The sequence below is a fragment of the Streptomyces sp. NPDC050535 genome (assembly GCF_044457665.1).
Classification (GTDB): Bacteria; Actinomycetota; Actinomycetes; order Streptomycetales; family Streptomycetaceae; genus Streptomyces.
Genome location: NZ_JBITHE010000010.1, coordinates 208515 through 222230, shown reverse-complemented (window position 1 = coordinate 222230; position 13716 = coordinate 208515). Strand labels below are relative to the sequence as shown.

Below are 13716 nucleotides of genomic sequence, written 5' to 3'. Positions count from 1 at the left end.
CGATGGCCTGGAGCGAGTCGTCAGACGTTGTAGATGCCGGTCTTGTAGCGGCCGAGGTTCGCCGGGTCGCGGAAGAAGTCGATGGTCGCCTCAAGACCCTCTTCGAGGCTGTGGGCGGGCGCCCAGCCGGTGGCGGCGCGCAGCCGTGACGCGTCGCAGACCAGCCGCATCACCTCCGATCCGGCCGGCCGGATGCGCTGCGCGTCCTCGCGGACCTCGAGCTCGGCCCCCATGAGCTTGCCGATCAGGGTGACCAGGTCGCCGACCGAGATCTCGCCGCCGGTACCGGCGTTGAAGGTCCGGCCGACGACGGCGTCGGCGGGCGCGGTGCCCACCGCGAGGAACGCCCGGGCGGTGTCCTTGACGAACATGAAGTCCCGGGTGGGCCGCAGGTCGCCCAGGGCGATGGTCCGGTCTCCGGCCGCGACCTGTCCGATGACGGTCGGGATCACCGCGCGCATGGACTGGCGCGGCCCGAAGGTGTTGAACGGCCGCAGGGTGACCACCTGGGTGCCGAAACTCGCGTGGTAGCTGTCGGCCAGCCGGTCCCCGCCCGCCTTCGAAGCGGCGTACGGGGACTGGGTGTTGATGGGGTGGTCCTCGCTGATGGGGACGGTCTGCGCGGTGCCGTACGTCTCACTGGTGGAGGTGTGCACCATCCTGGGGATGTCGAGCCTGCGTACGGCTTCCAGCACGTTGAGCGTCCCGGTGACATTGGTGGCCACGTAACTGTGCGGGGCCTGGTAGGAGTACGGGATCGCGATCAGCGCGGCCAGGTGGTAGACGGCCTCGGTGCCGGTGAGCAGGTGCTGCACCGAGCCGGCGTCGCGTACGTCGCCGAGGACGACCTCCACACTGTCCATCACGTCCCGCGGCAGGGTCTCCAGCCAGCCGTACGACGAGAAGGAGTTGTACTGGGCCATGGCGCGTACCCGGTGCCCTGTTGCGACGAGCGCCTCCACCAGGTGCGAGCCGATGAATCCCTCGGCACCGGTTACTGCGACGGTTACGGGAGCGGACGAGGTCACGGATCTTTCTCCTCTGAATCTGAATCGGTCGGGCCCGGTTGGGGTCACGGGGTCACTGGGGATACCGCCTGTGCGGCGTTGCAGGGCCGGGGCGCCATGAGGTCACGGGGCCGCGGGTTACCGGGATCCGGTCAGCGGTGGGCCGTGGTCCGGCCCATCCGGGTGCACGCGACCACCAGCAGCACTGCCGTCGCGCAGCCACAGGCCGCCAACTCGGCGGTCGCCGGGCTGAGCAGAGCCGGTCCTGGGAAGGCCCCGCCCGACAGTGCCGTCTCCGCCAAGGCGGCGCCGAGGCAGGCCACGGCGGACGGCCAGGCGATTCCGGCCGCCTGGAGCAGCAGGGCGACCCAGAGCGCCGCGCCGAGGGCGAGCAGCGGCAGCGTCGGCACCCCGGTGAACAGCGCCGGGGCGGCGAGCACCGCGAGGTACTGGGTCAGGCAGAGGGCGAGCACACCGGCCGCCCGGAGCCGGAACCCCCGAGGGGTCCGGCTGTGCCGCAGAGCTCTGAGTGTCAGGCTCCGGTAGCGGTAGAGCAGCCACTCGGCCACGCCCATGCTCAGCGTCAGCACGACGGCGGCCGGCCTGCCCGCCGCCGGGGCCATCAGCGTCAGCGCCCCGCCGGCCAGACCGAACAGCCCGTACGGGACGGAAGCGGTGAGCGGGGTTGTGCCCGGTGCCGAGGAGCTCGTGGTGCGCAGGGACCGTACGATCTCCCGTACCGCCGACAGCACCGCCGCCGCTACGGTGGCCAGCAGCAGCACGACGACCGGCACCGGGCCGGGGCGCCACAGCGGTATGCAGGCCGCCCCGGCCGCCGTCGGTGCGAGCGCGATCAGCAGGTGCTGTTCGCGTCCCAGCACGAGCAGCACCGTGGCCGCCGCAAGATAGAGCGCCTCTCCCGCCGCGAAGGCCGAGACGGCGCCCGTCCCCGAGACGGCCATCGCGGCCGCCGTCGCTGCCGTCACCCCGGCCGGGGCCCCGAGCAGCAGGCACCGCGCGGCTTCCCGCCGGCCGCCCGCGGCGAGCCGTACGTAGGCGCGGTGGGCCAGTGCCTGGTTCCAGGCCCAGGCCACGAGTGCCGAGGCGGCGAGCCCGGTGACCCGGCCGGGCAGCAGCCCTGCGCCCAGAAGGTAGGCCAGCCCCGGCAGCCCGAACAGCATCCCGCGCAGCAGGCACTGCCGCGGGCTGGTCCGCCACGGGTCGGACCCCGGTCCGGGGTCCGGGAAACGGCGCGGCACCCGTTCGTACAGCTCCTCCGCGACAGCGAACAGATCCCGTCGCGAGTAACGGGTGGTGATCTGTTCGTGCGTCAGCCCGTCGGACTCCAGCACCGCGGCGATCTCGTCCGGGTGAACGGCGGCCCCGCACACGTCCGCCAGCCGGTCGGCGAGCTTGTCGAGCGGGTCGTCGGCCCAGGCCGGCGGCCGCTGCGGCGGAGTCGGCAGGCGCAGTAATACGGTTCGGTCGTCGCCCGGCAGGTTCACCACCCACCTCCTGCCAGTCGGGCGCGCGGCGCCGGGTCCTCGGCAAGATGCGTCCGGTCCTCGCCCGCCGCCAGCGCGCCGTAGATCTCCCGGAAGGAGTCGATGGTGCGCCGGAGGGTGAACTGATCGATCACCCTCAGCCGTGCGGCCTCGCCCATCTGGGCGCGCCGCGCCGGGTCGCGGAGCAGTTCCAGGGCGGCCCGCGCCATCGCCTCGGGTTCGCGCGGCGGTACGACGAGTCCGGCGTCGCCCACCGCCTCGCGGACCCCGCCCACGTCGGTGGAGACGGTGGCCCGCCCGCACGACATGGCCTCGATGAGGGTGAAGGGAAAACCCTCGCTGATGCTGGACAGCATCACCACGTTGCCCGCCGCGTACGCGTCGCGGATGTCCTCCACCCGGCCCTCGAAGACCAGCGCGTCACCGGCCCCCAACTCCTCGGCGAGAGCCTGACAGCGCTCCCGGTAGGCCTGACCGCCACTGGGCGTGCCGCCGAACAGCCGCAACCGCGCCTGGGGCATCTCCCGGCGCACCAGGGCGAAAGCCCGGATCAGCGTCTCCAGGTCCTTGATGGGATCGACCCGCCCCGCCCAGGCCAGCGTGGGGGTCTCCGGTTCCGGACCGGCGGGAGGAAAGGCCCCGGGGTCCACACCGTTGTAGACGGTACGGATCTTGTCGGGTGCGGTACCGCCACGTTCCTCCCAGCGTCGGTTGTAGTGGCTTCCCGGCGTCACGAGCGCGGCGCGGGCGTAGGTCTCCTGCGCCAGCAGCCGGAAGAAGCCGAGCAGCAGTGCCTTCACCGGCCAGTGGTAACCGCCGGCGCCGTAACCGAGGTAGCGCTCACGCAGGTAGACGCCGTGTTCGGTGAGCAGCAGCGGCGTGCCGTGCAGGTGCCGGGCCAGCAGTCCGGGTAGGGCCGCCAGTCCGCCGCTGACGGCGTGGGTGATCCCGTGCCTGGGTGGGACGGCCGCCAGTGGGCGCAGGGCGTGTTCCAGCAGGTCGGTCGCGGTCAGCGCGTCGTGCATGGTCGGCCGGGCGGCGTGGGTGGGTAGGTGCGGACGGTTCCAGACGGCGGCCAGGGTGCGCAGCGCCGCCTCGTGGCGCAGCGCCGCCGTCAGTTCCCCGTACCGGGCCCGTGCCGCGAGGCCGTACAGCCCTTGGGCGAAGCTCTCCAGGGTGCTGGGGCCAAAATGCGGACCGGAACCGGGGCCGGGATCGAGGAGGGCCAGCAGGAACATCTCGTAGGTGTCGAGGAAGCCCCGCAGCCGCCGGCCGCGCGGTGCGCGGCCGGTCGGCGTCGGTCCCCAGGTGGGTATGGAGACCACCTTGCTGACGTGCGCGGGCGTTTCCCAGGTGAGCGGCTCGCGGCCGTCACTGGTGACCGCGAGTATCTGGAAGTCCACGTCGGGTATGCCGTGGACGAGCTGATCACACCAGACACTCACTCCGCCGTGACTGTGCGGGTAGGTGCCCTCGGTGAGCATGGTGACGCGCGTCGCGCCGGTGTTGATGGCCGTGATGGCCCTGGCCATGCCGGATGGCGGTGTGTCCCCGAATGCCGACATGGTGCGGTTGGTCCCTGCCAAGGTCCCCGTATCCCCGTATCCCCGTGTCCCGTCGGGCCGGTTGGACCCGCTGGGACGCTCGCGCCTGCGGTGCCGGCCGTGCCCGTTGATCACAGTCAGCGCTTGCGGCGGACGGTGTCGCCGGGGCCTGCCGGGACAGGGCTGGCCACACCACTGGGCACACGCAGCGCGGGCGCCGGTGCCTCTACCTCCGCGGTGCCGGTGGCGGTGGGGGCCGCGGGCGTGGCCTGCGTGGTCAGTTGCAGGGTGATCGAGGCCTGCAGCAGGCCGGGGGCGGTCCAGCCGGACAGCTGCCCGGCGTAGGCGGTGCCGAAGGCGGTGCTGCCGATCAGCTGCCTCTGAGTGGTGCCGGTGGGCATGGTCGCGCGGGTCTGGATGCCGTTCGGCGAGCTGATGGTGACCGTGTTGCCGATCCGGTAGCCGGTGACCTGGTTGTTCTTCACCGCGGCGGTCCAGGCGGCGCGGTACTTCAGCTCGGTCCCGATGTCCTTCAGCCGCAGATTGACCAGCGGGGTGTTGGCCGCGTAGAGGCTGGTGTAATCGCCCAGGATCTTGTCCAGCACCGGGTAGGCGATGCGGTCCTCGGCGAGGTTCGACTGATGCATGTACACCGGCCGGGGGTCGTTGGAAAGCGCGTGCCCGAGGGCGATGCGGCTCTCCAACGGGACGATGTACGACATGTAACCGGTCTGTGGGTCCAGCGGGGCACTCAGGCAGGTGGTGGTCGAGGAACCCTCACAGATGCCGCTGCCGCCGTTGGCCTTGCTGGTGTAGATGAAGTTGTACTCGTCCACCTCCTCGGCCGCGCGGCCCACGTTGTAGTAGACGTTCATCGGGAAGCGCGGCGCGGTGAGGGCGGGGCCGATCTGGCGCTGCTGCGGGTCTCGGGAATTGTCGCTGGCCAGCCACTTCACCCCGGTCGCGGTCAGGGAAGGGGCCAGGTTGGGGTTGTCGGCGGGCTGCTGCGGGAGCACCTTCATCCCGGAGTGCTCACCGGTGACGAGTTCCGTGTTGTCGAGGGCGAGGCCCTTGCCGTTGGCCCAGGTGCGGTTCTGGGTGATCTGCGAGGTGATCTCGGCCTGGCTGACCCACTGGGTCTTTCCGCTTGCGTCGGTGGAGCACTTCCACGGCACCACGCTGACGTCCTGCACGCAGCCCAGGAACGGGTGCTTGTAGGTGTGGTTGACCCAGCGGAAGGCGCTCTTGTCGGCGATGAGCTGGTTCGCCGTCGGGTCGGCGCCGCCGTTTTCCGCCTTGTAGTCCTCGCTGCCGCCGCCGTTGAACACCATGTCCAGAGTGAGCCCGCGGCCGGCGGACCACTGCTTGGCGTACTGGGCGTCCGCGGCCGTCATCCGGATCGGGTCGGGGGTGGCGCCCTCGCCCGGGGCGCAGTCCACGTCTCCGGGGGTGCAGTTGAGCGAGGTGTTCCACCGGTCGTCGCCGAGGAAGACATCGTCGACGTGGACCGCGAAGTAGTTGCGGCCGGCGCCCAGGTGGATGCCCTGGGTCAGCCACTCGACGATGCCCCGGCTGAGCAGCCGGTACTGCTCCTGGTACTGGTTGTAGACGAAGTTGACGACCAGTTCCCGGCGCCCGTCGTGGGCGTACTCGCCGACGAGCGAGCCGCGTGCGGAGCTGCCCGGGATCGGGGCGTCCACATAGCTGGTGAACGTGGCCCCGGCCTGCTGCTGGGCGAGCGGCACGGCCAGGTAGCCGTAGCTCTCGGACACGTTGGGCGCGTTGTCCTCGAAGGGGACGTTCCCGTCGAGGTAGCCGAAGGATCCGGTCTTCCCGGCGGACGTCACCTGGGCGGTGGTGCCGTCGAGAGAGCCGATGTACCCGGGTGCCTGCGCGTAGTTCAGCCCGACCTCGGGCCTGGCGTAGGTGTAGGCGTCGGCCTGCCGGATGCCGAAGGTCCGCTCGAAGGTCGCGAGGGCCGTCATCTCCGCGGAACCGGCTCCGAACGGGTTGTCGTTCGGCAGCACGACGGCCTGGTACTTGGCCCTGGGACGGCCGCCGACGGTGTCGCTGAGGAAGGTGGCGTTGATCTGCGGCCGCCCGCTGTCGGCCAGGTTCACCCTGGTGTACGGGGTACCTGCCGAGTCGAGTTCGGCGGTGATGGCCCCGGTGGCCGGACCCCCGTCATCGACGACGAGCACCTTCAGGTCGATCCTCGGCTCCAGCGTGGCCGCTTTCGCGGCTATCGGCGACGTGACGAGTGTGAGCACGGCAGCGCTGCCGCACACACTGGCTTTCAACAACTTGCGACGCATGATGAACTCCCCCCAACGCCGCAGTTCACTGCGGCGCGACATAACAAATGGATCAGATATCGATCAGATCGTGATAGAAATTTCGCAGGTTTACTTATTCGCGGACACGACCGTGCCAAAGCTGAATGCAACCGCGTATGCGTGAATCCTTCGATCCCCGCGCCCCCATCGCCCAGAGGTATATCACCTACTGACCCACCGTCGAGGCTTATGGCCTGTGGCATCAGAGGCGCACATGAGCCCATCCGACGGAATCAGGAGCATGCGATTACACTCCACCGCTCGCATAAATGATCAAGAATATGCGCAGCTCAGAGGGCATTCGCTTCTCAATCAAACCGTCTGGGAGAACGTCGGAATCTCGGCCGACACCTCGCCGACCCGCCACCAATCGGATCACCCGATGGTGCGATTCTGACGAAACGACCGTACGAATTATCTCCACATCCGCTAACCGACCCCGCGACCTGGATCCAGGTCGGATCCCTGGACGCACCCCCAGGGTTCCGGCGTAGTCGCGTGACGCTCGGTTTACGGCTATCCGACAGGTCGGCGGCGCCCTGGAACATGACAGGAACAGCTTCCAAGACCATGGAGCGACCATGGAGTTCTCCACGCCCCGTGGTCCGTGGTCCGTGGTCCGTGGTCCAAGTGGAAGACCAAGCCTGCCGGGGTCGTATCCGACGAGGTCCCGTGCCTGCTGGAGCGGCGGGCCGAGGCGGCGCAACCCACGCGGCGTACGACGCACCCTGGCTGCCGGCTGCCGGCCGCGGGCTCGCGCCGGCCGCGGTTCTGGCGGGGGCGACTTCTCCGCCGACGGTCGGCGAGTGGATCGCCGACACCCCGCTGCCCGTCCTGAAACGCCTCGGCATGCGCCTCGACCCAATGTTCCCGAAGCGGTTCCTGTCCGCGGTAACGACGGTCCGGCGACTACCGGCCCACATCGACGGCGCCGCGCCAGGCCGGGCGGTCGGACGTCGACGCGCTGGACCGGGCGGTTGGACGTCGGCTCGCCGACCGCCCGGTCCAAAGCGACTCGGGCTCTGCCCGGCCTGGCCTCGCGGTGGACGGCCACAGCCTGCACGGCGCGACCGGAGCCGGACAGCCCCGACGACGCCCGTCGGGGCATCGGAGCCAGGAGACTTTCACCCGTCGGCCAGGGGCGAGACGTCGAGAGTGTCCTGACGGAGTCTCACGCACGGCTCTCCACCGGGACCCATTGCGCCGACAGATCCGCCCCGCGCGAACAAGCAAAGCTCACAGGCCCTCTACGTACTCGGCCCTTCTCAGTCTTTCTCGATCGTTCTTAATCCTCGTGTTCCCACCACGTTCCCATCGGACCCTGGGAACAACCCTCGGACGCCGTACTGAGACTGGACGGGACCCCGCTGAGCGGCCAGATCCTCCGACGAGCCGAGGAGTTTCGAAGCTGAGAGCTACACACCCGCATTGGGATGAGAGAGGCATCCCGTCCCCTTCACCCGGGGCGGAGCCCATGACCGTTCGCACAGGTCAGCCGCGCGGCAACAGCGTAGCGAAGTCGGGAACTGCGGTATCTCCCCGGCGGTGCCCTGCAGTTTCCACCTCATTGGGTCTAAGGGGTGTCCCGTAATCCCCGGTGGATCAGCGCGCGGCGTCAGATGCGGTGCATCGCAAGGCGGAGGACCGTCCTCATACCAGGCCAATTCGGGCGATCCGACAACGCGGCGAGGTGCCGTAGCTGTCATCGTGCGCCCGCCGGGGATTACGGGACAGCCCTTAGCGAAAGGACGCCCGTCAGTTACTGCCTGAAGACCATGGGCCGAGGCCGGTCTGCTGAGCAGCGACCGCCGCGGTAGCAGCCGGCTCTGTCATCCATGAACCACGACGGACTGCGTCAGGTGCGCGCTGTTCTCGCGGCGGGGCCGATTTGTACGTGCTGGTGCCGGTGCTGGCGACGTCGTGTGCTTCTACAGTGGTCCGAGCTGGACGGCACGGTGGCGGGGGGCGGCGTGGCACGTGTGGTTGGTGTGCATGGGGTGGGCAAGCAACTGTTGGGCGAGGAAAGCCTGTTGAAGGACTGGCGGCCGGCACTGCTTGATGGTCTGCGCCGGGTCGGCGGTCTCGCGCTGGCACCCGGAGATCTGGCCATGGGGTTTTACGGGGACCTGTTCCGGCCGCAGGGTCAGACGCTGGCGGTCGGCGATCCTGTGTACGGTGCCGCCGATGTGGAGGGCGGGTTCGAGCAGGACCTGCTCTTCGCGTGGTGGCAGGCTGCCGCAGCGGTGGACGATCGGGTGGCGCCGCCGGACGGGGACACCCTGGCGCGTACGCCACGGTCGGCGCAGGCCGCGCTGCGGGCCTTGTCCCGGTCGCGGTTCTTCTCGGGTCTGGCGTTGCGGGCGCTTGTTTTCGATGTGAAGCAGACCCGCCGGTATCTGCTGGAACCCGGGCTGCGTCAGGCTGCCCGGGACCGGGTGTCAGCGGCGATCGGAGACGATACCCGGGTGGTGGTGGCGCATTCGCTGGGCTCGGTGGTGGCTTACGAGACGTTGTGCGCCCTTGACGGGCACGGTGTGCGGGCCCTGGTGACCCTGGGCTCACCGCTGGGGCTGAGGATGGTCTTCGATCGCCTGCAGCCCGAGCCGGCCCCGACCGGTGCGTGGCCGGGCGGGGATGCTCTGGCATGGACGAATCTGGCCGACCAGGGGGACGCCGTCGCCTTGGTGAAAGACCTGCGCCCCCTGTTCGGCGAGCGGGTGAGCGGGGTGGTGGTCCACAACGGCTCGCACGCCCACGACGCCACCGCCTACCTGACCGATGGCCGCACCGGTGCGGCCATTTCCGGAGGTCTCGATGCCCGCTGAGTCCGCGGACTCCGCCCCACGCCGGTTACTGATCGCCACCGCGATCACCCGTTATCCAAAGGCTTCCGCCCATCTGAGGTGGGATCGGCCCAGCCTGGCACAGGCCCGCGAACGCATAGTGGAGCTCTTCACCGGCCGGCTCGGCTACGAGCTTGCCCCGGTGCTGGGCCTGGACCCCACCGGCGGTCAGCTCACGCAGCGGCTGCGTGCGTTCTGCAAGTCCCCCGAACGTCGTCCGGATGACCTGATCGCGGTATACATCGCCGGACATGGCGAGATCCTCGACGACGGCGGTGAGCACGTCCTGCTCACCGCGGACACCGACCCCGACGACATCGAAGACGCCCTGCCGACCCTGACCCTGGCCCGCAAGATGCTCCTGGGAACCGACGTCAGGCGGCTGATGCTGCTGTTGGACACCTGCTACTCCGGCCAGGGCGGCAACGAACTCGCCGCGTCCGCACTGGCCAGGATGAACCGCCAGTGGGGCCAGGAATCCGGATCCGGGTTCGTCGTCGTCGCCTCCGCCCAGTCCAACGAGCAGGCCGAAACCGGAGCCTTCCCCCACCTGCTCGAACAAGCAGTGACCAGCCTCGCCACCGCGGGCCACGGACCGCAGGCTCTGCCGCTGGACACCGTGGTGCAGCAGATGAACGACCACCCTGACCGACCCGGCCACCAGCGCATCGGCCTGACCCAGATCGCCCTGACCGGAACGGTGCCCCCGTTCCTGCCCAACCCCCGCCACGATGTCCGCCTGACCGGCGTCGACCTGGGCATCCAGCAGACCGCCGAATGGGGGGAGCACGCCGAGCGCCGCGCGACCGAGTTCCGCACCCGGCTCCTGGTACGGGCGATGGGAAGCTCCGACCCCCACCGCGTCGGTTGGTGGTTTTCCGGCCGCCACCAAGCACTTCTCGAGATCACCCAGTGGCTCCAGCGCCCCGGCCGACCCGCGCTCGCCGTCACCGCCGGCCCCGGATCCGGCAAGACCGCCGTACTCGGGCTGATCGCCGCACTGACCCATCCGGACCGCCGCCGCACCGTCCCCCTGGACAGCCTCGGCCTGAACCCGCAGATCCTTCCCTCCGAAGACGCCGTCGACGTCACCATCTACGCCCAGAACCTGACCGACCAACAGGTTCTGCACGGCATCGCCGCCGCAGCGCACATACGCGCCCACGACACCGTCGATGAACTCCTCGAAGCCCTGGCACCCCGCCTCACAGCACACGGCAGGCCGCTCACCGTGCTGGTCGACGCCCTGGACGAGGCCGCCACCCCCGACACCCTGTGCAGCAGCATTCTGCGCCCCCTGATCGCCCACGCCGCCGGCCGCATCCGGCTGCTGCTCGGCACCCGCCCGCACCTGCTGGACCGCCTCGGTCTCCCACGCGAACAGCAGATCGACCTCGATGCCGACCGCTACGCGGACCCCGAGGCACTGCTTGTCTACACCGTCCGCAACCTCATCGAAGCCCGCCCCGACTCCCCGTACCTCACCTGCCCCGACCCTCTGCGTCTAGCCATCGCCCGCCAGGTCGCCTCGGCCGCCGGGCGGTCCTTCCTCGTCGCCCGGATCACCGCGGGCACCCTGGCCGCCAACCCCGAACTACCTGACCCCGACGACCCCGCATGGAGGGCCGATCTGCCCCGCCTGCCCGGCGACGCCATGCACCGTGACCTGGCCGAACGCCTCGGCGACAACGCCGCCCGCGCCGCCGACCTGCTGCGCCCCCTGGCCTTCGCCGAAGGCCAGGGCCTGCCCTGGGAAGACCTCTGGGCGTCCCTGGCCAGCACCGCCTCCGGCCACACCTACACCGACGACGACCTGTTGTGGCTGCGCCGCACCGCCGGCGCCTACGTCGTCGAAGCCACCGAGGCCGACCGCTCCGCCTATCGCCTCTATCACCAGTCCCTCGCCGAACACCTCCGCGAAGACACCGACGCGCCCGCCATCCACGCAGCCTTCACCCGCACCCTCCTCGACCACGTCCCCTACGGTCCCGACGGGGGCCGTGACTGGAAGCGGGCCCACCCGTACACCCTGCGCCACCTGGCCACCCACGCAGCCCACGGCGGCCTCCTCGACGATCTCGTCACCGACCCCGAGTACCTGGTCCACGCCAACCCCGACGCCCTCATGGTCCACCTGCACACCGTGCGGTCCGAAACCACCCGGCTCCCGGCCGCGATCTACCGCGCCTCCATCGCCACCCACCGCCACGCGGGCGTGGACGAACGCCGTCAGATCCTCGCCCTGGACGCCGCCCGCTACAACGCCCCAGCCCTGCTCGCGGCGTTCAACAGCAAAGCGGCCGAACATGCGTGGAAACCCCTGAGCGCATCCGGTGCAACCGTGTCCCCCGCAGTACGCAACACCCTGACCGGCCACACCGACGCGGTGCGGGCACTGGCGTACACGATGCTGAACGGCCGGCCCGTCGCCGTCACCGGCTCCCACGACCGCACGGTGCGGATCTGGGACCTGACCACCGGCCAACCCGTCGAGCGACCCATGACCGGCCACACCGACGCGGTGGATGCGCTGGCATACACGGTGCTGAACGGCCGGCCCGTCGCCGTCACCGGCTCCGACGACAAAACGGTTCGGATATGGGACCTGGCCACCGGCCAACCCATCGGCCGACCCATGACCGGCCACACCGCCATCGTGACAGCGGTGGCGTGCACGATGCTGAACGGCCGGCCCGTCGCCGTCACTAGCTCCTGGGACGCAACGGTCCGGGTCTGGGACCTGGTCACCCGCCAACCCATCGGCCGACCCATGACCGGCCACACCGCGAGGGTGGGGGCGGTGGCGTGCACGATGCTGAACGGCCGACCCGTCGCCGTCACCGGCGACACCCACGCGGCGGTGCGGGTCTGGGACCTGATCTCCGGCCAACCCATCGGCTTGCTGACCCGCTGCGCCAGCCAGCTCGAAGGGAACGGCATGGTGACCCCGTGGCCGGTAATGGCAGTGGCGTGCACGGTGCTCAATGGCCGACCTGTCGCCATCACCGGTTCCCTCGACGGAACAGTGAAGGTGTGGGAGCTGACCACCGGCCAGCTCATCGGCCCCCTGACCGGTAACACCAGCGCGGTGCGTGCGGTGACGTGCACCACGCTCAACGACCGGCACGTCGCCGTCACCGGCTCCGACGACGGAGCACTGCGAGCGTGGGACTTGACCACCGGCCAGCCCTTGGGCCAACTGACCGCTCACACCAACGGGGTGCGTGCGGTGGCGTGCACAGTGCTGGGTGATCGACCCGTCGCCGTCACCTGCTCCGACGACCAGACGGTACGGGTCTGCGACCTGGTCTTCGGCCAACCCGCCGGTCAGCCCATGACCGTCCACACCAGCCTGGTGCACTCGGTGACATGTACCGTGTTGGAGGGTCGGCCGGTCGCCGCCACCAGCTCCTTCTCCCCACCAATTCGGGTGTGGGACCTGCCCTCCGGCCAACCCGTCGGCCAACTGAACCTCTCCGCCGACGACTTGGTAGATCGTGTGGTGTGCACGGTGCTGGGGGGCCGACCAGTCGCCGTCACCGTCACCGGATACATCGAAAAGACGATGCGGGTGTGGGACTTGGCCACCGGCCACCCCGTCGGCCGGCCGGCCGGCCCCACAGGCACGGTGTTCGCGCTGGCATGCACAGTGCTGGACGGCCGACCAGTCGCCGTCACCGGCTCCGACGGAACGGTAGGAGTGTGGGACCTGACCACCGGCCGACCCATCGGCCAACTGACCGGCCACAGCGGCGCGGTGGGCAGGGTGGCATGCAGTGTCCTGGACGGTCGACCTGTCGCCGTCACTCACGCGTTCGACAAAACGATACGGATGTGGGACCTGACCACCGGCCAGCCCATCGGTCGGCCCATCACCGGCCACACCGGCATCGTGCACGCGCTGGCGTGCACCACACTGGACGGGCGACCAGTCATCGTCACCGGCTCCGACGACGGAACCGTACGGGTGCTGGATCTTGCCACCGGCCAGCCCATCGGTCGGCCCATCACCGGCCACACCGGCATCGTGCACGCGCTGGCGTGCACCACACTGGACGGGCGACCAGTCGCCGTCACCGGCTCCGAGGACGGAACAGCGCGGGTCTGGGATCTGGCGAAGCGCGGGCCCATCGCAGTCGCATACTTTCCGGAACCCTGCCGGGCGGTGGCAGTCGCCCCAGAGGGCTTTCTGATCTGTTCCTTCGGCAGCGACATCGCCGTCTTCAACCGGACACCGACAGACTAGTACTCCACGAAGGAAGCGCCGCCTAACCAGACCCGAAGGGTCTCTGTGGACCCCTGATGCCGATGGTGCAAGCACATCGTGCACAGCCGACCATCCGGCCTCCCGCCCTCAAGACCCGGGAACACTCAGGCTCCGATCGTCGCAGCCTCTGAGCGGCCTCGTGTTTCCGGCGCCACGCGGCCAACGCACAGCCACGGTATGAGGTCCGGCCCACTCATCGACCTTCCCTGTACGA

Annotated in this window: 6 protein-coding genes; 2 read left to right on the top strand and 4 right to left on the bottom strand. The window is 69.8% G+C overall.

The annotated features are described in order from the left end of the window. Positions 1-20: 20 nt before the first annotated feature. From ACIBLC_RS23405 to ACIBLC_RS23390, 4 genes are all read right to left on the bottom strand, one after another. Positions 21-1028 (bottom strand): SDR family NAD(P)-dependent oxidoreductase, encoded by a 1008-nt coding sequence (locus ACIBLC_RS23405; RefSeq protein ID WP_399213081.1) that lies wholly within the window; start codon positions 1026-1028, stop codon positions 21-23. Positions 1029-1159: 131 nt separating this feature from the next. Then, on the bottom strand, positions 1160-2512 hold the full coding sequence (locus ACIBLC_RS23400) for a hypothetical protein (protein ID WP_399213080.1): 1353 nt from the start codon (positions 2510-2512) through the stop codon (positions 1160-1162). Further along, complete coding sequence (gene pelF, locus ACIBLC_RS23395; RefSeq protein ID WP_399213186.1) at positions 2509-4044, bottom strand: GT4 family glycosyltransferase PelF; 1536 nt, start codon at positions 4042-4044, stop codon at positions 2509-2511. Before pelF ends, ACIBLC_RS23400 begins: the two co-directional genes overlap by 4 nt. Before the next feature lie 149 nt (positions 4045-4193). Next, complete coding sequence (locus ACIBLC_RS23390; protein WP_399213078.1) at positions 4194-6371, bottom strand: hypothetical protein; 2178 nt, start codon at positions 6369-6371, stop codon at positions 4194-4196. A 2018-nt stretch (positions 6372-8389) separates the two neighbouring features. Here ACIBLC_RS23390 and ACIBLC_RS23385 point away from each other — a divergent pair. Further along, positions 8390-9217 (top strand): hypothetical protein, encoded by an 828-nt coding sequence (locus ACIBLC_RS23385; RefSeq protein ID WP_399213077.1) that lies wholly within the window; start codon positions 8390-8392, stop codon positions 9215-9217. After that, complete coding sequence (locus ACIBLC_RS23380; protein WP_399213076.1) at positions 9207-13481, top strand: caspase family protein; 4275 nt, start codon at positions 9207-9209, stop codon at positions 13479-13481. The genes ACIBLC_RS23385 and ACIBLC_RS23380 overlap by 11 nt, the downstream gene beginning before the upstream one ends. Positions 13482-13716: the final 235 nt, after the last annotated feature.

Excerpts from the sequence above, each read along its gene's own strand:
- pelF (WP_399213186.1), bottom strand. The coding sequence starts at position 4,044 with ATGGCCAGGGCCATCACGGCCATCAACACCGGCGCGACGCGCGTCACC.
- ACIBLC_RS23390 (WP_399213078.1), bottom strand. The coding sequence starts at position 6,371 with ATGCGTCGCAAGTTGTTGAAAGCCAGTGTGTGCGGCAGCGCTGCCGTG.
- ACIBLC_RS23380 (WP_399213076.1), top strand. The coding sequence starts at position 9,207 with ATGCCCGCTGAGTCCGCGGACTCCGCCCCACGCCGGTTACTGATCGCC.